15 protein-coding genes, 1 pseudogene and 1 riboswitch are annotated in these 20,129 nt (G+C 36.4%); of the genes and pseudogenes, 11 read left to right on the forward strand and 5 right to left on the reverse strand.

The genetic code is table 11. The annotated features are described in order from the left end of the window. The 5 genes and pseudogenes from AC1DIT_RS20340 to AC1DIT_RS20360 form a co-directional block, all read left to right on the forward strand. Positions 1-308: hypothetical protein (locus tag AC1DIT_RS20340; protein WP_476998368.1), on the forward strand; the 308-nt coding region annotated here is incomplete at its 5' end. Positions 309-386: 78 nt separating this feature from the next. Beyond that, entirely contained in the window at positions 387-1,109 is a 723-nt protein-coding gene (gene sigI / locus AC1DIT_RS20345) for an RNA polymerase sigma factor SigI (RefSeq protein ID WP_016133172.1), read from the forward strand. Then, positions 1,102-2,244 (forward strand): anti-sigma factor domain-containing protein, encoded by a 1,143-nt coding sequence (locus tag AC1DIT_RS20350; protein ID WP_476998369.1) that lies wholly within the window; start codon positions 1,102-1,104, stop codon positions 2,242-2,244. The genes sigI and AC1DIT_RS20350 overlap by 8 nt, the downstream gene beginning before the upstream one ends. After that, positions 2,240-2,425, forward strand: a pseudogene (locus AC1DIT_RS20355) (IS6 family transposase); the annotation flags it as partial. The gene AC1DIT_RS20350 and the pseudogene AC1DIT_RS20355, both read left to right, overlap by 5 nt. A gap of 160 nt (positions 2,426-2,585) precedes the next feature. Beyond that, positions 2,586-5,930 carry a trifunctional glycoside hydrolase family 18/polysaccharide deacetylase/glycosyltransferase family 2 protein gene (locus AC1DIT_RS20360; protein WP_016133170.1) on the forward strand — a complete coding sequence of 1,115 codons (3,345 nt, stop codon included), beginning with the start codon at positions 2,586-2,588 and terminating at the stop codon, positions 5,928-5,930. An 88-nt stretch (positions 5,931-6,018) separates the two neighbouring features. Here the strand turns inward: AC1DIT_RS20360 and AC1DIT_RS20365 are convergent, their stop codons facing one another. The 3 genes from AC1DIT_RS20365 to AC1DIT_RS20375 form a co-directional block, all read right to left on the reverse strand. Then, complete coding sequence (locus tag AC1DIT_RS20365; RefSeq protein ID WP_476998370.1) at positions 6,019-7,224, reverse strand: ABC transporter permease; 1,206 nt, start codon at positions 7,222-7,224, stop codon at positions 6,019-6,021. A gap of 69 nt (positions 7,225-7,293) precedes the next feature. Continuing rightward, entirely contained in the window at positions 7,294-8,718 is a 1,425-nt protein-coding gene (locus AC1DIT_RS20370) for an amino acid permease (RefSeq protein ID WP_476998371.1), read from the reverse strand. Between the two features lie 151 nt (positions 8,719-8,869). After that, a riboswitch (Lysine riboswitch) is annotated at positions 8,870-9,052 on the reverse strand. A 357-nt stretch (positions 9,053-9,409) separates the two neighbouring features. Next, on the reverse strand, positions 9,410-10,849 hold the full coding sequence (locus AC1DIT_RS20375) for an NADP-dependent glyceraldehyde-3-phosphate dehydrogenase (RefSeq protein ID WP_016113266.1): 1,440 nt from the start codon (positions 10,847-10,849) through the stop codon (positions 9,410-9,412). Positions 10,850-11,692: 843 nt separating this feature from the next. Between AC1DIT_RS20375 and AC1DIT_RS20380 the strand changes: the two genes are divergently transcribed. The 5 genes from AC1DIT_RS20380 to AC1DIT_RS20400 all read left to right on the forward strand — a co-directional run bounded on the left by AC1DIT_RS20380 (position 11,693) and on the right by AC1DIT_RS20400 (position 18,449). Continuing rightward, a complete protein-coding gene (locus tag AC1DIT_RS20380) occupies positions 11,693-13,447 on the forward strand; it encodes an ABC transporter ATP-binding protein (protein WP_016133168.1) in 1,755 nt (584 codons plus the stop codon). After that, on the forward strand, positions 13,444-15,444 hold the full coding sequence (locus AC1DIT_RS20385) for an ABC transporter ATP-binding protein (RefSeq protein WP_016133167.1): 2,001 nt from the start codon (positions 13,444-13,446) through the stop codon (positions 15,442-15,444). Before AC1DIT_RS20380 ends, AC1DIT_RS20385 begins: the two co-directional genes overlap by 4 nt. Positions 15,445-16,197: 753 nt before the next feature. Beyond that, positions 16,198-16,998: an amino acid ABC transporter substrate-binding protein gene (locus tag AC1DIT_RS20390; protein WP_003195492.1), complete on the forward strand. Its 801-nt coding sequence runs from the start codon at positions 16,198-16,200 to the stop codon at positions 16,996-16,998. Continuing rightward, positions 16,985-17,683: an amino acid ABC transporter permease gene (locus tag AC1DIT_RS20395; RefSeq protein WP_016113270.1), complete on the forward strand. Its 699-nt coding sequence runs from the start codon at positions 16,985-16,987 to the stop codon at positions 17,681-17,683. The genes AC1DIT_RS20390 and AC1DIT_RS20395 overlap by 14 nt, the downstream gene beginning before the upstream one ends. 31 nt (positions 17,684-17,714) lie before the next feature. Further along, positions 17,715-18,449 carry an amino acid ABC transporter ATP-binding protein gene (locus AC1DIT_RS20400; RefSeq protein ID WP_016133165.1) on the forward strand — a complete coding sequence of 245 codons (735 nt, stop codon included), beginning with the start codon at positions 17,715-17,717 and terminating at the stop codon, positions 18,447-18,449. 48 nt (positions 18,450-18,497) lie between these two features. Here AC1DIT_RS20400 and AC1DIT_RS20405 read toward each other — a convergent pair whose 3' ends face one another. Then, entirely contained in the window at positions 18,498-18,695 is a 198-nt protein-coding gene (locus AC1DIT_RS20405; RefSeq protein WP_003195499.1) for an alpha/beta-type small acid-soluble spore protein, read from the reverse strand. Positions 18,696-19,112: 417 nt separating this feature from the next. Here AC1DIT_RS20405 and AC1DIT_RS20410 point away from each other — a divergent pair, with 417 nt between their 5' ends. After that, the gene (locus AC1DIT_RS20410) at positions 19,113-19,358 is read left to right on the forward strand and encodes a hypothetical protein (RefSeq protein WP_016113272.1); all 246 of its coding nucleotides are present in this window, start codon (positions 19,113-19,115) and stop codon (positions 19,356-19,358) included. Between the two features lie 18 nt (positions 19,359-19,376). Here AC1DIT_RS20410 and AC1DIT_RS20415 read toward each other — a convergent pair. Beyond that, on the reverse strand, positions 19,377-20,129 hold a 753-nt coding region (locus tag AC1DIT_RS20415), incomplete at its 5' end, for a YheC/YheD family protein (RefSeq protein WP_476998372.1).

A 20,129-nucleotide genomic window follows, 5' to 3' on the forward strand; every position in this document is an offset into this window, starting at 1 on the left:
AAGCTGCAATTACCAAAAATATAGAGAAGAGTTTTTCAAAGATTGTAGCTAAAATAGAAAAAGAGCAAGAAAAACAAGCGGACGCTATTGCAAAAGAAAACAAAAAAGTAGATCAAAATACAGAAGTAACTCCAGCACAACCAGAACAAGTAACACAGCCAGCACATAAACCGGCTGTTTCTTATGAGAAGCATGAGCAATCAAACCAAAAGGGTCAAACAGAAAAGAATGATCATCAAGACAACGGTAAAAAAGTCGGTCACGAAAAACATGAACAACAGCAAGAAGACAAGCACAAAGAAAAGTAGTAAGAAAATGTGATGAAATGGTCACTTCTTTAGTGACCATTTTGCTATTTGAAGCAAAAGGAGGGAGGGGGATTACTAGTGTTGAGTTTAGTGATGAAGATCATAAAAAAACCGAAAATAGAAGATATCGTATTTAACATACAAAACAACGGAGGAGATAAGGAAGCTTTTATCGCACAGTATCGGCCTTTTATTCGAAAATCAATCTCGTCTGTCTGCCGCCGGTATATTACGGAGCAGGATGATGAATACAGCATTGGATTGTTTGCGTTTAATCAAGCAATTGAACAGTATTCATATAAAAAAGGAAAATCTTTTCTAGCGTTTGCTGAGCTTCTTATAAAAAGGGATGTAATTGACTATATACGCAAGGAGTCTAAGCATAATCTCGTCTTTTTAAAAGAAGACCAGCAAGAGGAAATGGTAGAAATGCAGGTATCGCTTACGGAGTATATGAAAGAGATGGAAAGCAGAAACCGTAAGGAGGAGATTCTTCATTTTCAAATTGTACTAGCTGAGTTTAAAATCACATTTTCAGAGCTTGCTAAGGAATCTCCAAAGCATCGTGATACGCGTGAGCACTTAATAGAAATTGTAAAGATTATTATAAAAGAAGAGAAAATGATGGAAGAGCTGTTTCGAAAGAAAAAGTTACCGCTTAAACACATTGAACCGCGTGTTAGGGCAAGTCGTAAAACGTTGGAGCGGCATAGAAAATACATTATTGCAATGTGTATTATCTTTGCAAACAACTATACATATATTCTTGATTATATAAGAGGGGGGAAGCATGATGAATAAAGGGATTGTGATGGATATAAAAAAACATAGCGTAGTTGTTTTAACTCCAGATGGAGAGTTTATTACGTTTAAAAGAAAATCGCACTCTTATATGATTGGAGAGGAAATCTCGTTTAACGAACAAGAACAAAGAGTACCGCGTTTTTCAATCCCTTCTTTCTTAAAGCCTGCATCATTACTTGTTGCTTGTTTTCTATGTGTGTTTCTGTTTTTCTACAACCAACCGGAAGAAAAAGCACTCGCTTATGTCTCAATTGATATTAATCCAAGTTTAGAGGCGAGCGTAACAAAGGATCTTCGTGTTATAGATTTGCGAGCTTGTAATGATGATGGAAAGCGCATTTTAAAAGAAATGAAACGATGGAAAAGTAAACTTTTGCAAGACGTAGTACGTACCATTGTAAAGCAAAGTCAAGAGGATGGATACTTAACGAATGACAAGCAAATTATGCTAACAGCTGTTACAAAGGACAAGTCGCTAGAACCACAGTTGGAAAAGGCTATGCAAGAATTAAAGAAAGAGTATGAGACAAAACATGTTACAGTCGTATATCAAAGTAGTACGATGCAAGTGCGAGAGAATGCCAAGAAAGCAGGAGTCGGCACAGGTGTCTATATAAAGCAAGAGAATGAGAAGAAGAAATCGCTTACTCCTCCTGCACCGCCGTCTAATCAGGRGGAACACCCTCAGGAGATACATTCGCAACCAAAGTCATCACCCGATGCATCATCGAATTTGTCTCCTGTAAAAGAAGAAAGATATGAGAAGCAAGAGCAAATAGAACAAAAGCAATCCCAGGAACAGCAACCCCAGCAATCAAAAGGAAATAATGGGCATCAGCAAGAAAACAACGATAAAGAGTATAAACAAGAAAATAAAGAGTCTCAGCAAGAAAACAACGGTAAAGAGTATAAACAAGAAAATAAAGAGTCCCAGCAAGAAAACAACGGAAAAGGGTATAAACAAGAAAATAAAGAGTCTCAGCAAAAAAACAACGGAAAAGGGTATAAACAAGAAAATAAAGAGTCTCAGCAAGAAAATAAAGGCAATATAAACGAAAACAACGGGCATAAAAAAGAGGACAAAAACGTTCCTGACACGCAACATCAGGGGAAAGAAAAGAAAAATCCATAGAATATTGAAGAAGAGGGTTCGTTCCATGTTAGGATTGAAGTCATTTCGTACAGCAACCTTGATTTTGAGAGGTATCGAAGCCATGCATATGATGAAAAAGGGCAACTTCACCAAACAAAGGGTGAAATTTGCCCCAAATGAGGTTGAAGTCATTCATAAGTTATTTGGATTAGTCGTTTGATCTCAAAGTTAACAGGAAATTACTGTTCTATATTCCTATTAAGTTATTTTCGCACCAAAACCCTAGAAGTCTATCTATTAAAATAGTTTGCGTTGTACTTAGAATAAAATATTTTATTCTTGTATTCAGAATAACAAGAAAAGGAGTATGTAAAAAAATAATGGAGAAAAAAATTCAACAAGAGAAAGATAACTCAAAACCCGTTTTTTATGATCCTAAAGGAAGAAGAAAAATAGCTTTCAGTTGGTTTCTATGTATCTCAATAGTTAGCATAAGTATTGTATTTTATTTTTTCTTTCGAAGTATTTTTTCAACACCAGAAATTCCAAATATGAATCCTTCTGTACAGCAAGATACTAAACTTGTACCTATTAATCAAAAACTCAGCGACCAGCAGTTAAAGAAGGGAGAATTCAAATCTTCTAATACCGAAATAAGCAATAATGAAAATTCAACAGGCAATGGCGAACAACCTAAAGAAGTTTATGGTTTTTATGTAAACTGGGATGAAAATAGTACTGCTTCTTTAAAAGAAAATATTGATTCATTAACCATGTTAGTACCAGAATGGTATCACTTAAAAGCAAACTTAACAATTAGTAGTGAGATTAAACCTGAGATTGTAAAGTTAGCAAAAAAAAATGATGTAAAAATTATGCCTTTGCTTACTAACTATACGCAAGAAGCTTCTGGTCCTGATAGTAAACTTATTCATAAGTTACTGAATGATCCAGCTAATGTACAGACAAAGTTTATTAATGATTTAGTAAAGCGAATTGAAGAGAATCAATTTGCAGGTATTAATATTGACTTTGAGTCAATACCTGAAGGCGATAGAGATAAATTAACAAATTTCATGAAAGAACTTACTACGGTCTTTCACAAACATCATTTGCTCGTAACGCAAGATGTCCCTGCTAATGATAAAGCCTTTGATTATGGTGCATTAGCCAAAGTAATAGATCGTATGATTGTAATGATGTATGATGAGCACTATGGAGCAGGGACACCAGGACCAATTGCTTCAAATAAATGGTTTGAACATACGCTCAATGATCTAAACATTCCCTCTGAGAAACTTATAGTTGCTTTCGGTAACTATGGATATGATTGGGAAGTAAATAGCAAAAAACCTGCGAAGTCTTTAACTTTCTCAGAAGTTATGACAATGGCTCATGATTCAAATATAAAAATTCAATGGGATAAGATTAGTGGAAATCCTTATTTTCGATATAAAAAAGGAGCGAAAGAACATACTGCTTGGTTCTTAGATGGTGTTACTCTTTATAATCAAGTAAAAATTGCAATGAACAACAATGCAAAGGGAGTTGCATTATGGAGATTAGGAGCAGAAGATCCTACTGTATGGAAAGCTTTAAAAGATCCTATAGAGGTACAAAAAAATTCTGACACATTACATAAAATCGCTAGTTTAGATGAAGTAAAATATTCTGGACAAGGCGAAATTTTACAGATTAAGAATGCAAAGAAAAATGGATTGAGAGATTTTAAAGTAAGCAAAGAAGGCTATCTTACAGATGAAGTATATCAATCACTACCATCTGCATATCAAGTGCAGCGCTACGGAAAACCAAAAGGAAAACAAGTAGTACTAACATTTGATGATGGGCCAGATCCTAAATACACACCGGAAATTCTAGATATATTAAAAGAGTATAAAATAAAAGCAGCCTTTTTTGTACTTGGTGAAAACGCCCAGCTAAATCCTAGTCTTGTTAAAAGAATATACGATGAAGGCCATGAAATTGGCAATCATACCTTCAAACATCCTAACGTAGCTGATACGTCTTTACTACGAACAAAAGTAGAACTGAATACAACTCAGCGCCTGATTCAGGAAATAACTGGACATTCTACGGTTTTATTTAGGCCACCATATGAAGCGGGTGCTGATCCGGATTCATCAAATGAAATATTGCCTATTTTGCGTGCACAAAATATGAACTATACAATGGTGGCAGAAAAAGTTGATCCTGAGGACTGGGCGACGCCCTCAACAAATGAATTGGTAAAGCGTGCTCTTAATCCCATTTATAAGGGGGAGGGAAATGTTATTCTTCTTCATGATGCAGGAGGGAATCGTACCCATACAGTAGAGGCGCTACCAATTATTATTAAAGACCTTAAAAAACATGGATATAGTTTTGTAACAATTTCAGATTTAATGGATAAAGAACGAGATGAAGTAATGCCTCCCGTTTCTTCTGAGGGTAAGCAATATTTACTTTACAACAAAGCTGTTTTTTCAGGRGCGGGGTATTCTAAGCATATATTAACAACTATTTTTTATATTGCTATTGGATTAGGTATTTTCCGATTCCTATTTTTAATTTATTTTGCATTCAAGCAAAAAAGGAAAACAAGATCTCGTTTATTTACTAATTCGTCTTATCAACCTTTCGTTAGTGTTGTGATAGCAGCATATAATGAAGAGAAGGTTATTACCAAGACGATTCGCTCAATTTTGGATAGTGATTATAGAGAATTTGAAGTTATTGTTGTTGATGACGGATCGAAAGATGGTACGTCAAAAGTAATTCAAGAAGCATTCCATAAACATCCTAAAGTTTGTTTAATTCAGAAAGAAAATGGTGGGAAATCATCCGCAATGAATTTAGGATTTCAAAAATCACGAGGAGAAATCATTGTCACTTTAGATGCGGATACTATTATTGCGCAAGATGCTATTTCTCTAATGATTAGACACTTTGAAGATCATAATGTAGCAGCAGTTTCAGGCAATGTCAAAGTGGGAAATAGACGGAATTTGTTAACTACTTGGCAACATGTTGAATACATTACAGGATTTAATTTAGAACGCAGAGCTTTTGATGAGTTGGATTGTATCACGGTAGTTCCTGGAGCTATTGGAGCATGGCGTAAAAAGAATGTAGTTGAATCTGGATATTTAAGCGAAGATACACTGGCAGAAGATACGGATCTTACTATAACATTCTTACGTCAAGGACATCGAATTGTATATGAAGAAAAAGCATATGCTTATACGGAGTCACCTGAAGATGTGAAAAGCCTCATTAAACAACGATATCGTTGGTCGTATGGTACACTCCAATGTCTTTGGAAACATCGAAAAGCACTGTTTAACCCAAAGCATAAAACATTAGGGTTTGTTGCATTACCTAATATGTGGTTATTCCAATATGTCCTGCAATTCATTGCTCCTTTAGCAGATATATTAATGATTATAGGGCTATTTGGTAGTAATCCTCTAAAAGTTTTAGGGTTTTATCTTGTGTTCTTTGCAATGGATCTTCTCGCTTCTCTTTTTGCATTTAAATTAGAGAAAGAGAATCCTAAACCATTAGCCTGGTTAATTTTACAACGCTTTATTTATCGTCAATTTATGACTTATGTTGTAATTAAATCTGTATTTTCATCTATTCGAGGGGTAGCGGTAGGATGGAATAAACTGAAGAGAATGGGGAGTGTTAAGCATTCCTCTGAACATAATGAGGCATCATAAGAGAGCAGATAATCTGCTCTCTTTTTTTACTAGTAGCTTCTTTAGCTAAACTTTCTGTTTTTTTCTTTCAGAATACACAATCATTCATTTAAATTTCCGATGAAGAAATTTGTTTTTTGGTTCTTGGTAAGATAATAAATTTGATAAAAAATATGCTGACTATAATAGTTGAAAGAACAAGTAAAAACTGCTGGAGTGCAGCGAATATAATAATGAAAAATAACACTAGCTGAACGATTGCTAATGAAAATACAAGGTTAAGAAATTGACGTACCCTTTCTTCAAATGAAATCGGATATAATGCTACAATATTATTTCCTGAAAAATATTTCCATAAGGCACGCAATTGCATAGAGCTCATATATAAGAGGCAACAAGTAATAGCGCCTTTTGCAAATACATTCGGTACGAAATATAAAATAAAAGAACCGATACTAGTCAATCGAATATATATACCAAAATAATCATTCGCACGTAAGAATGATAAAGTGTTCAAATATAAAAAAGTAGATTGTTTTTTATGTAATATAGGTTCTAGCCAACTTGTTAGCCATTTTCTTTGTTTTACTTGTTTTTTCAGCTGCGGGACATCGGTGAAAAAGTTTGCAAATTGGTAAAAGTGCATGTCCATTTTTTCTTCTTGCTCAATTATATATTCCCATCCAATTCGTTTTGTTGGCTGTTTTGTTGTATAAACAAGTAGGAAGACAAGAAGTAATAGCATCGCACCTAATAGAACAACTGATACGGACTGAAAGAGCGTGTAAAGAATGAGTGCATTACAAGTGAAGCGAATGATAAACCAGATTTGACTGTTATATTGATCACGCCATATCCAATTGATATATAGGTTCCAACCTTTTATTAACATTAAAATGAAAAAGATTGTACATAAGAATGGAACGGTTGTCTGTAATGTTTGCATTGCTAGCGGTGTAATGATTAGAAACGTAAATAGCAATGGGAAAAGTTGAATGACATAATTGTATAGAAGAGACTGTTTGAAATAAGATGTTAATTTCTCTTCGAGTGCCAGTAAATAGACAGCGTCAGGCTTTTGGATAAAAGTACGAACCTTACATCTCGTTATCATGATGGTAAGCAGAGATATAATGATGATTAATGAAATGCCTTTAGRAGGAGATGTTTTAAGAAACTTGGCGTAATAATACGCACCAATGCATGAGACGAAGATGAAACTGTATAGTAGACCGCTAATCATGCGCGCAAAGTACATGATGACGTTTTGAATATGCTTTTGGAAACGAGTGCTCCATAGTGTTTCGATTGACATGTTTTTTCACCTCTGTCTTCTATTATATAGGTTTCTTTCTTATACAAAAATAAAAACGAGCAAATTGCTTTAAGCAATTTGCTCGTTTTTATTTTCTTCATTTTTTTTCTTATCGCGATTCATTAATGGATAAAATGCAAAGCCAATTACAAATAAGCCAATTCCAAGAAGGAATGTTTTTATATCTGAGGATCCAGTTTTAATGACCCACAGTGCATAGCAAAGTGCAATGACTGCGATAATACCATCCATAATTCGTGAACCGGGTTCGTTTTTATACGTTTCACCAGTTGCAACGAGTTTTAATTGGAAGATTGGTGAAACGAGATAAGGGATTAAGTAAGCTAAGGTTGAGACAGTAATAACGAATGTATAGGCCTCAGCAATTGTCCCTGATAAAGTTGRGAAAAGGAAGACTTGCGACATAATATTTGTCAGTCTTAGTGAATAAATTGGACTTCCTTTTTTGTTTGTTTTTGCAAAGAAGGAAGGGAAGAATCCTTCTTTCGCCGCTTGATAAGGTACTTCTGAGCTTAATAAAATCCAGCCTAAGATAGAGCCGAATAGGGAAGTAAGAGCAAGTAGTGCCATTAATTTCCCACCGCCGTGGCCCATTGCAGCATTTAATGCATCAGCTAATGGACGTTCAGAAGTTTGAAGTTTATCAATGTGCAGAACACCCATTGTTAAAATGGTAATTCCTAAATAAATGGCAACTGTTAGTAATAAACCTGCTACAGTTGCTCGTTTTACCGTTTTTGGAGAAACAGCTCGGTTTGATAATAAAACAGCTGATTCAATACCGATAAATGCCCAAAGTGTTGTAAGTGCAGCTAAATTTATTTGTGAAAGCAGTCCGTGTGACACGCCTTCTTTATCAATCATTGGTGTATACCATTGTCCAAATTTTGAAGCTTGAAATGCAAACAAAGTCACAAAAATGAATAGAAGGAATCCAGTCACCTTTGTTGTTGTTGCTAAGAAGTTTAACTTCCCAGCTCCGCTTACACCGTTTGTTAAAATCATATGTGTTCCCCATAGTAAGACAGAACAAATAGAAAATGTAATTAGTTTTCCAACTTCTATATCGAAAGAGCCAATCGAAAATAATAGGCGTGTGTCTTTCATAATCGGGAAGAAGAGTGATAAATATCCCGCAAAAGATGTAATAATAGCGACATTACTTGCCCAGTTTGCAACCCAATAGCCCCAAACCATACTGAAACCAGCCATTTTTTTCTTTTTTGGTGATGAGAATAGTGCATATGCATGACTTTGTGGTCCTGTCGTTAAATCAGGACGACGAATTGCTAAATTACCGAAAACAAGAGCTAGCATTAAAACACCAAACCCTGTTGTTAACCAAGCTAAAGTGACACCGAGAGGACTTGCTGTTTGTGCTAACGTACTTGGCACCATGAAAATACCAGCGCCAACCATGTTACCGACAACGAATGCTGTCAGTACCCAAAAACCCCATTTTTTTTGTTGCATAAAAAATACCTCCAAAGTTAGTATAACCAAGTCAAGCGAGGAGATATGTATGTCTTCCAAAAAGGGAAGAAAGGTAAGCTTCATACAAAACAAAAAAAGCACGTGTAATTGTCGCTACGTGCTTTCTATCTTATAGGAAACCCACGACATACCTCTCGATAGCTCTCCACAAACAAATTGTTTGTGACAGTTCTGCACTTATTAAATAGCAGACCCAGCAAGAATGCACAGTGGGCATTTCTTACTTCGGCAACCATTCCTTTCCCATTCATTCATCGATGCCACTACATCTCCTGAAATGATACTCTTAATGACTGCAACCTCTACCTCACCGAGATACGAATGAGGATTTATGTATTAAATTAACATAATCAAGGGTAACAAATGAATTTTTATACGTCAATGGATATAGTAATAATCAGACTATAGCGAACAATTTGTCATTAAAAGAAGAGGGGTTTTTTTAGAAATAGGCTCTGTTAATCTGTGTGTTAAACTAATGAAAAAAATATTTTTGATATTTTGTCTCACTTGAATCTAGAAAAACAACATAATTATTCTGTAACTTTATTTGAGAATGTAATGGATTGGTTAATGAACAGTGATCCTAAAGCATATTAGATAAGTGAATAGGAGAATGAAAGAATATAAAAAGAAGCTAATCTACAGCTGTAGACTAGCTTCTAAAATATTAAACTAAGTTTAATACAGTTACTTTCTCACGTGTCATAGACTCAAGGCTCTTACGGATACCTTGTGCTCCCATACCAGAACCTTTTACGCCGATGAATGGGAAGTGGTCAGGACCACGCTCTGTACGTCCGTTAATTTGAACGGAACCAGTGTCAATTTTGTTTGCAATTGCAAATGCTTTATTAATGTCTTTTGTGAAGACACTTGCTTGTAAGCCGAAATCTGATTTGTTCGCAATTTCAATTGCTTGTTCATCAGAAGAAACACGGATGATTGGAAGGATTGGGCCGAATGGCTCTTCCCAAGCAACTTTCATATCTTCTGTTACATTGTCAATTAATGTTGGGTAAATTAAGTTGCGCTCGCGTTTGTTACCAATTACGATTGTAGCGCCTTTTTCTACTGCATCGTCAACTAATCCTTGAACGAAATCAGCAGATTTATCGTCGATTAATGGCACGATTGTACTGTCTTGTTCTGGAGAACCAACAGTTAATTCAGCCACTTGATCTTTTAATAAGCTAACAAGCTCGTCCGCTACATTTTCATGTACAAGCACGCGCTTGATTGCAGTACAGCGTTGACCTGAGTATGAGAATGCGCCGCTAACGATATGTTTTGCAGCTTCCCCTAGGTCAGCATCTTCACGTACGATACCAGGGTCTTTACCGCCAAGTTCTAATACAAGCGGAATCATAGCAGCTTTTTTCGCTAAGTGAGCACCTGTGTTTGTACCACCTGTGAACGATACCATATTTACGCCAGGATGTTCTACTAAGTAGTCGCCGATAACAGAACCGCGTCCTGTTGCTACGTTTACAAGTCCTTTTGGAAGACCTGCTTTATGAAGAGCTTCAACCATTTTAATACCGCTAATTGCGCCTTGTGTTGCTGGTTTAAAGATAACAGCGTTCCCCATAATAAGAGCTGGTGCAAGTTTTGCAGCAGATAAGTTTACAGGGTAGTTAAATGGTGCGATTGCTAAAACAACACCACGTGGTGCACGTTGAATGATTGCAAGCTTGGATTTAGATCCACCAGGGAAGCTATCACCCATCATGCTTTCGCCATGCATATGAAGTGCTTCGTCTACAGTGTAACGAATTAAGTCCGCTGTACGAACAACTTCTTTTTTCGCATCTTTATAACCTTTACCGACTTCTTTCATTACGATATCGGCAATTTCATCTCGCATATTTACAAGCTCATCAGCCCATTTATATAAATATTTTGCACGATCTTGAAGAGAAGCTTCCGCCCATTCTTTTTGAGCTTGTTGTGCTGATTTAACTGCTTCGTCAACTTCCCCGCGAGTAATTGCTTGTACTTTACCAATTACTTCGTGTAAATATGGTGATGGAATATCAATTGTTTGCCCAGAAGAGCTTTCTCTCCATTCACCGTTTAAATAAAATTTGTACGTATTGCTAGTTGTCATGATTTGTCCTCCTAAAATAGCAACTTGTAAGAGTGAGTATATGGTGATTGTAGGGGGTTTGAGAATATTTTTCAAACAAAATGTTTATGGAAACGATTTCTTATATGATTTTTATTTTGTATGCCCTTTCTTAAAGGGGTTTACCTTATTTGTAAGTGAAATATAGGATTATCTATAATAATATCGATAGATAATTTTTTCGAGTATCGAAGTGGTATTGTACATCTTTTATTTTTTGTGATAAAAGTTTGTTTTGTAAAATAATGAAAAAAACAATTGACAGAAAAGTTGATAAAGTTATAAAATTAAAAATGGAAAATAAATGAAGGGGGTGCGCGTAATGATTGTAATGGTAAATATGACTGGCTTAGTTGGATTACATGGTGGGAAACATTCATATCATTACGCAACCCGTACGGAAAGATAGTGCTTTTTTGTTTTCAAAAAAAGCGTACGTTGCGTATTTCGTAACGTACGCTTTTATGCGTTTTCTCGCATATCGTCAAGCGGCGGTATGCGTTTTTTTGTCTCTATTTTGGTTGTTTCCATACTTTGTATGGTTTCGATAAAGTGAAACTTCCATCCGTAAGGGGGATTTATCTCCCACGGATGGTTAGTTGAACCAATCGGGCATTTACGGGCAGTTATCCCCTTATCTATCGTTCTCATTTCTTGCTGAATCTTGAGGTGGGGATTTTACTGCCCGCAAATAGCGGGGTAGAAAAAATACGGAAGGTGAGAAGATATGGTGAATCAGTACAATTGGTACGGTGTAAAAGCAGGGGCTTTTGATAGTGGATAACAGAAATAGACTGAAACAAGATCGAGAAGGGAGAGATTTCATTGTTTTCAGTATTACAAAAGTTAACATGGTTTTTTAAAGAACATTGGAAGAGGTATAGCATCGCGATTGGAGTGCTTCTAATTGTAAATGTAATAGAGGTAATTCCTCCGAAAGTAATTGGGTTAACAATTGATCATATAAAAGTAGGTTCTTTAACAAACGAAGTGATTATACAGTATGTTTGGATTTTATTTGGAGCGGCAGTTGGTGGGTATGTACTCACCTACGTATGGCAGCACCAATTATTTGGCGGTGCATTCGTGCTTGAAAAAACGATGCGTTCAAAATTTATGGGGCACTTGTTGAAAATGACGCCGACCTTTTATCACAAAAATCGTACTGGTGATTTAATGGCGAGAGCGACAAATGATTTAAAGGCGATTGCTATGACTGCTGGTTTTGGGATTTTGACACTTGTTGATTCTAGTTTATATATGCTCACAATTGTTTTTATGATGGGATTTTCAATCAGTTGGCAACTTACAATTGCGGCACTTCTGCCCTTGCCGATTATGGCATATGCGATGAATATATATGGGAAGAAGTTACATGAACGCTTTACGATTGCTCAAGATGCTTTTGGAGATATGAATGATAAAGTACTTGAATCGATTGCAGGCGTGCGTGTTATCCGTGCATATGTACAGGAAAAAGCTGATGAGCAAAGATTTCATCAACTAGGAACAGATGTATATGAAAAAAATATGAAAGTAGCAAGAATTGATGCACTGTTTCAGCCGACGGTGAAGATGCTAGTTGGTCTTAGTTATTTGATTGGTCTTGTATATGGAGCGTTTTTAGTTTTCCAATCGAAGGTTACGCTTGGCGAACTTGTTTCTTTTAACGTCTACCTTGGGATGATGATTTGGCCAATGTTTGCGATTGGTGAATTAATAAATGTCATGCAGCGCGGAAATGCTTCGTTAGATCGTGTCAATGAAACGTTGGCGTATGAGCCTGACGTGAAGAACGTGAAAAAACCGACGCGTGTACACGAACCAGAGTATATCGACTTTGATAAAGTTTCCTTTTCGTACCCGGCTTCACCTGAGCTGAATTTGAAAAATGTTTCTTTTTCATTAAAACAAGGAGAAACGCTTGGCATTGTTGGGAAAACAGGAAGTGGTAAAACGACTCTTGTTCGTCAGCTTCTTCGCCAGTATCCACTTGGAGAAGGGGATATTACAGTGTCAGACGTTACGCTAGGTGAAATTTCGACTGAAAACGTACGAAGCTGGATTGGGTATGTACCACAAGAGCATATTCTATTTTCAAAAACAGCACGTGAAAATATTTTATTTGGAAACAGGGAAGCAAGTCAGGAGGAACTTGAAAAGGCTATTGAAATCGCAGCATTCAAAAAAGATTTGGAGTTCCTTTCAGAAGGATTAGAGACGCTTGTTGGAGAGAAAGGTGTTTCTTTATCTGGTGGGCAAAAACAGCGAATTTCGATTGCACGAGCAGTTATTCAAAATCCAGAAATTTTAATTTTAGATGATTCATTATCAGCTGTGGATGCCAGGACGGAAGCAGCAATTATTGAAAATATACGAAGAGAAAGAAGCGGAAAAACAACAATTATAACAACGCACCGCCTGTCAGCTGTGCAGCATGCTGATTGGATTCTCGTTATGGATAATGGTGAAATTATCGAAGAGGGAACACATGATAGGCTCGTTTTGAATGGTGACTGGTATGCGGAGCAGTTTGAAAGACAGCAGGGCGAAAACGTAGAGGGTGAGGTAAAAATATGAGTGTTGGAAAACGGTTATTTCAATACGCTATGAAAGTAAAGGGAACCATTTTTGTGGCACTGGCAATGTTATTTATTTTCGTTATTGCAGAGCTTGCAGGCCCATTTGTAGCAAAGACAATGATTGATGATCATATTGTCGGTATTGAGAAACCATGGCATGAAACAGTGCAAGGGGACGATGCCGTACTTTATAACGGAGCTTGGTATAAGCGAAGCGACCGCTTTGAACAAGGTGAACAAAAAGGAAAAGAAGTTCGTATTATACAAGTTGGTTTCACTTATTATTTTGTACCTAATAAGGTTGCAGCAGAGGGAACACGTTCTGTAAAGGGAGATATTATTACAGTTCAAAGTGGAAAAGCAACGCAAGTGTATAAAGCGAAAATGTTAACAACCAAAGAAGTGTATTCGTTTTATGAACCTGAGATGAAACGATTACTTTTGCTTGGCGGAGGATATTTTGCACTATTGCTAGTTGTATCTTTATTTGCGTATGGTAAACAGTTTTTCTTACAGAAAGCATCTAATAAAATCATTCAAATTATGCGTGAAGATGTCTTTTCTCATATTCAAACATTGCCGATTCGTTATTTCGACCATTTACCAGCAGGGAAAATTGTATCGCGTGTAACGAATGATACGGAGGCCATTCGGGAGTTATATGTAACAGTTTTAGCGACATTTGTTTCTAGTTTTATTTATATTATTGGAATCTTTATTGCTTTATTTTTACTTGATATGAAATTAGCGCTGTTATGTTTAATTATCGTACCAATTTTAATTGTTTGGGCTGTTGTATATAGAAAATATGCCTCTGTGTACAATCATAAGATGCGCTCTCGGTTATCAGATATTAATGGAACAGTGAATGAATCCATCCAAGGAATGCCTATCATCCAGGCATTTCGTCAAGAACGTGCAACAAAGAAAGAATTTGAAGAATTAAATGAAGATTACTTTAAGTACCAAAATAAAATTTTAAATTTAAATGCAGCGACATCGCATAATTTAGTAGGTGTCTTACGCAACATTGCTTTTACGGCGGTTATTTGGTATTTTGGCGGAGCCTCTTTGAGCGCTACTGGGATTATCTCTTTAGGGATACTGTATGCATTTGTCGATTATTTAACAAGGCTCTTCTCACCAATTACAAATATGGTAAACCAGCTTGCGAATTTAGAGCAAGCGCGCGTTGCATCGGAACGTGTATTTGAACTGCTGGATGAAAAGGGCGAAGTAGTGGAAGAGGAACGTATACCACGTCTTAATGGAAATGTTCGATTTGATGATGTTTCATTTTCTTATAATGGGAAAGATGAAGTGTTGAAACATATTTCTTTCGAGGCAAAAAAAGGAGAGACGGTGGCCCTTGTTGGTCATACGGGATCGGGGAAAAGTTCCATTATGAATGTACTCTTCCAATTTTATCAGTTTCAAAAAGGAAAACTGACAATTGATGGGCGTGACGTGAAAGAGATACCAAAGCAGGCACTCCGTGAGCATATGGGGATTGTACTGCAAGATCCATTTCTATTTAGTGGTACAGTTGCATCGAATGTAAGCTTAGAACATCCAAGGATTTCAAAGGCTCGAATTGTAAAAGCACTACACGATGTAGGGGCAGAGCGATTTGCTAACAATATAGAAGAAGAAATTACGGAAAAAGGAAGTACCCTATCGACTGGGGAGCGCCAACTTATATCTTTCGCGCGTGCGTTAGCATTTGATCCTGCTATTTTAGTGTTAGATGAAGCGACCTCAAGTATTGATACAGAGACTGAGGCGATGATTCAGGGGGCACTAGAAGTTGTAAAGAAAGGAAGAACAACATTTATCATTGCACATCGTCTTTCCACAATTAAGAGTGCAGATCAAATCATTGTGCTCGATCGGGGCACGATTCTTGAAAAAGGGTCACATGAAGAATTAATGCAGAAAAAGGGTCGTTATTATGAAATGTATAAAACGCAAATAGAAGGAAGTCAAAGTGCGTAACTTTCACGAAATGTTCAGAAAACTTTAAAGCAATGTTTACAAATGCGCCCATCCCTTTCCTTATCCATGTGATATGTTGGAAGCAAGGGGGAGATAAAGATGGAAGAATTATCAGTTACATTTAACATTGCTTTCTTTTTATTACTGTGCGGAATGATCGGGTATTGTGTATTAGACTCTTAAAGGAACTTGCTATGGTAGCAAGTTCTTTTTTGTATATATAAATCCATATTGATTTTTCAACAAATAAGTCGGTGCTACGAAAACAAAAGCAGATTTTCACTCATTTTCTCCTTTTGTTTTCACACGGCATGGGCAAAAAAAGGCCCTGCTCGCATTTATCCCGCATTAACGGGCAGTAATACTCCCACCTCAAAATTCGGCGAAAGCAAAGAAGTTAGGTGGGAGATAAACTGCCCGTAAAAGCCCGATTCGTTCAACTAATAATCAGTGGGGGATGAAGAAAAACCCCCACTGATTAAAGTTTCACTTTATGCATGGGCGGAAGCTCTCTCCTAACCAAAAAGAAAGGTTTTTTGTTTTAAAGTAAGTATTGTTTTACCTTTTTTCTTAGAAGTGCTATATTTAAAAACGTTACTTATTTTTTGTATGTGTCGATTTTATATCATGTTGTTTGATTATGAAAAAAAAGGATACACTAATGACGAACATTTTCATTGAAAAATTGTTCAAGATTGCATACAATCAATATAGTTTTTAAATTCCTATCAGAATACTTGGAGGACTAATATCATGAAGAAATTATTTTCAGTGCTTGCAGTAGCTACACTAGCAGTCGGTATTGTGGCGGGCTGTGGCAAAGAAGAGAAAAAAGATACAGCTACTAGTCAAGATGCATTGCAACAAATTAAAAAAAGCGGTGAATTCGTTGTTGGTACAGAAGGTACATACCCACCGTTTACATTCCATGATGGAAGTGGAAAATTAACTGGATTTGACGTTGAGTTAACAGAAGAAGTTGCAAAACGTCTCGGTGTGAAACCAGTATTTAAAGAAACACAATGGGATAGCTTGCTTGCAGGGCTTGATGCAAAACGTTTCGATATGGTTGCGAATGAAGTCGGAATTCGTGAAGATCGTCAAAAGAAGTATGATTTCTCTAAACCGTATATTTCTTCTTCAGCAGCACTTGTCGTTGCAAAGGATAAAGATAAACCTGCTTCATTTACAGATGTAAAAGGATTAACAGCAGCACAGTCTTTAACAAGTAACTATGCGGATCTTGCAAAGAAAAATGGTGCGAAGATTCAAGGGGTAGAAGGCTTTAGTCAAGCAGTAGAACTACTTAATACAGGTCGCGTTGATTTCACAATCAATGATAAATTATCAGTGTTAAACTATTTACAAACGAAAAAAGATGCAAACATTAAAATTGCAGCAACAGAAAAAGAAGCGTCACAAAGTGGGTTCTTATTCCGTAAAGGTAGCGATAAGCTTGTACAAGAAGTAGATAAAGCGTTAGAAGATATGAAAAAAGATGGTACGTATGACAAAATAACGAAAAAATGGTTCGGTGAAAATGTATCTAAGTAATGCATTGATTACAGATCGATTATCTACATGGGTAGATATTATGCAAGCATCCTTCATGCCTATGCTAGAGGGTGCCCTTTTCACGACAATCCCATTAACGATTATCACATTTGTGATCGGTATTATATTGGCGATATTTACTGCTTTAGCACGTATTTCAAGTAGCCGCCTACTACAATGGATTGCTCGTATCTATGTATCTATTATTCGCGGAACACCACTTCTTGTACAATTGTTTATTATTTTCTATGGACTTCCAACTCTTAACATTGAGATTGATCCATATCCAGCAGCTATTATTGGTTTTTCATTAAATGTTGGTGCATATGCATCTGAAATTATTCGTGCTTCTATTTTGTCTATTCCAAAAGGGCAATGGGAAGCAGCATATACAATTGGGATGACATATCCACAGGCGCTAAAACGCATTATTTTACCACAAGCGACACGTGTATCGATTCCACCGCTTTCGAATACGTTTATTAGCTTAGTGAAGGATACTTCATTAGCATCATTAATTTTAGTAACAGAGCTGTTTCGAAAAGCACAGGAAATTGCAGCAATGAACTATGAATTTTTAATTGTTTATTTTGAAGCAGGTCTTATTTATTGGGCGATTTGTTTCTTATTATCTATCGTGCAACAAATATTAGAAAAACGTTCAGAGCGTTATACGCTTAAATAATAATCCTTTTATAAAAGGAGTTTTTGTTTTTATGATTTCAATTCAACATTTACAAAAGAGTTTCGGTGATAACACGGTACTAAAGCATATTGATTTATCAGTGGAGAAAGGTGAAGTTGTTGTCATTATTGGGCCATCTGGATCTGGTAAGACAACATTTTTACGTTGCCTGAATGTATTAGAAACACCAAATGCAGGTATTGTTCGCATTGGTGACAAAGAGCTGGATTTCTCTAAAAAAGTAACGAAGAAAGATATTGTAAATCTTCGTACACAAACAGGTATGGTGTTCCAGCATCATAATTTATTTCCTCATTTAACAGCAATCCAAAATGTAATGGAAGGGCTTGTTACAGTGAAAAAAGTAGGGAAAGAAGAAGCGAAGAAAAAAGCGACATATTTCCTTGAGAAGGTTGGACTTGGTGACAAAATGGAGTTATATCCATTCCAACTATCTGGTGGCCAGCAACAACGCGTTGGAATTGCTCGTGCGCTTGCGATGGAACCAGAAGTTTTATTATTTGATGAACCAACATCAGCGTTAGACCCAGAACTTGTACAAGAGGTCCTAAAGGTAATGAAGGAACTTGCACAAGAAGGAATGACGATGGTGATTGTAACGCACGAAATGCGCTTTGCTCATCAAATTGCGAATCGTGTTATCTTTATGGATGGTGGCGTTGTTGTGGAAGAAGGTACGCCAGAAGAGGTATTTACAAATCCGAAAGAAGAACGAACGAAGCGATTTTTACAAATGCTAGGGTAGAAAGAAAGGTCTCAAGCGAATGCTTGAGACCTTTTTTGCCATATATATTTATTTTTGGTATCCGCCAAGGCTTTGCTCAGCCATTGCTACTAAACGTTTTGTAATTTCGCCACCAACAGAACCGTTTGCACGAGCTGTAGAATCTGCTCCTAATTGTACACCAAATTCTTGAGCGATTTCATATTTCATTTGATCGATTGCAGCTGTTGCACCTGGTACTACTAATGGATTGTTTTGGTTTGCCATAGGAATATATCCTCCTTAAAGTATAGAAATTTTTTTGGTTGGATTAGCTGGAGTTGAACCAGATTATCGCCTCGTTTGGCGCTAATCCATCGTTTGAAGTGAATGTACTCATAGTATGGATGTTACGTAGAAAGATATGCGAGTTAATAATTTGTAAATTTTGTAAAAATATATACCGATTTTGATTTTTCAGCATATAAGTTACAGCTATGGATAACTAAAGGTGACCTGCACTCTTTTTCTCTCTGTGTTTTCACTTGGCATKGGGCAGGAAAAGGATCTGAACGCTTCTATGCATGGCCGGATGCTCTCTCACCTAAAAAGAAGGATTTTATTTCGTTTTTTTAATTTGTATTTTTCTAAAAGAAGGTCACACTAATCGTAAATATGAAACCTCTATGATTGGAGGAGTTATAAATGGGAATATGTCCACTTTGCAATGCACTGGAAGCTCAAGTATATTCTTGTCAAAGTTGCCTGAATGTACTCCAAGATTATGGAAAAGTTGTAGATTATACAGATGCTTATAGCGCATATATGGATCAAGATTTATTAATAGAGGTAGACAGTTTAACAGGGGAGAATTCTCAACAATATTGTGTTCATGTTTTCTATTGCGGGACGTGTGGTACACAAACTGAATTAACGGTGAAACTGGTGTAATAAAAAAACTTCCACCTATTATAGGGTGGAAGTTTTATCTTCTGGTAATAGCCTTTTCGGACGAGAAAGATGATGTTCTGTTAAATGCATGGCGTACTCGTAAAATAGCTGTCTCGTCAGTTCACTATATTCTTGTAATGTTTCGGATTGAAATATAGTTCTTCCAGGTTTGGAATTGGCTTCAAATAGCCAAATCTTCTCATCTTTATCTAAACCTAAATCAAAACCAATTTCTCCAATATTTCCTTCCGTTTGCTGATCTAAAATAGAACTTAGTCGCAAGGCTGCATCTGTCAATTTATTCGTGATTCGAACACGCTCCGTTGCATCAGAAAAAATATCTTGGAGTAGTTTTACTTCTCCGCCGCTATCTATATGAGTTGTCATACTGCCTTTCCCGGCGATTTTTGCAACGATGGCACTGACTCTCCAACTCCCAAAACGATTTTTATTTGTATGAATACGAAAGTCTACTGGCTGCCCACCTATACGTAATAATACAATTCCTTGTTGAACAATAAATGTTTTTAAATCATGGCCTTGCATAACATGATTGATAAGTGTTTCTAAAGAGTGATACTTTCGTAATTTATTCTGCCCTGCCTCGCGGTAACGACAATAATAACTGTTTTCTGAAGTGGAATAAAAAATTTGATAAATATTTCGTCCAAAACTACCATGCACAGGTTTCATATAAATGTGTTTATATGATGATAAGAAATTCTCTACTTGCTCGAAGTGCTGAAATGTTTCTGTTTGAGGTAACAGAGA

Source organism: Bacillus sp. 05T22 (genome assembly GCF_056396765.1).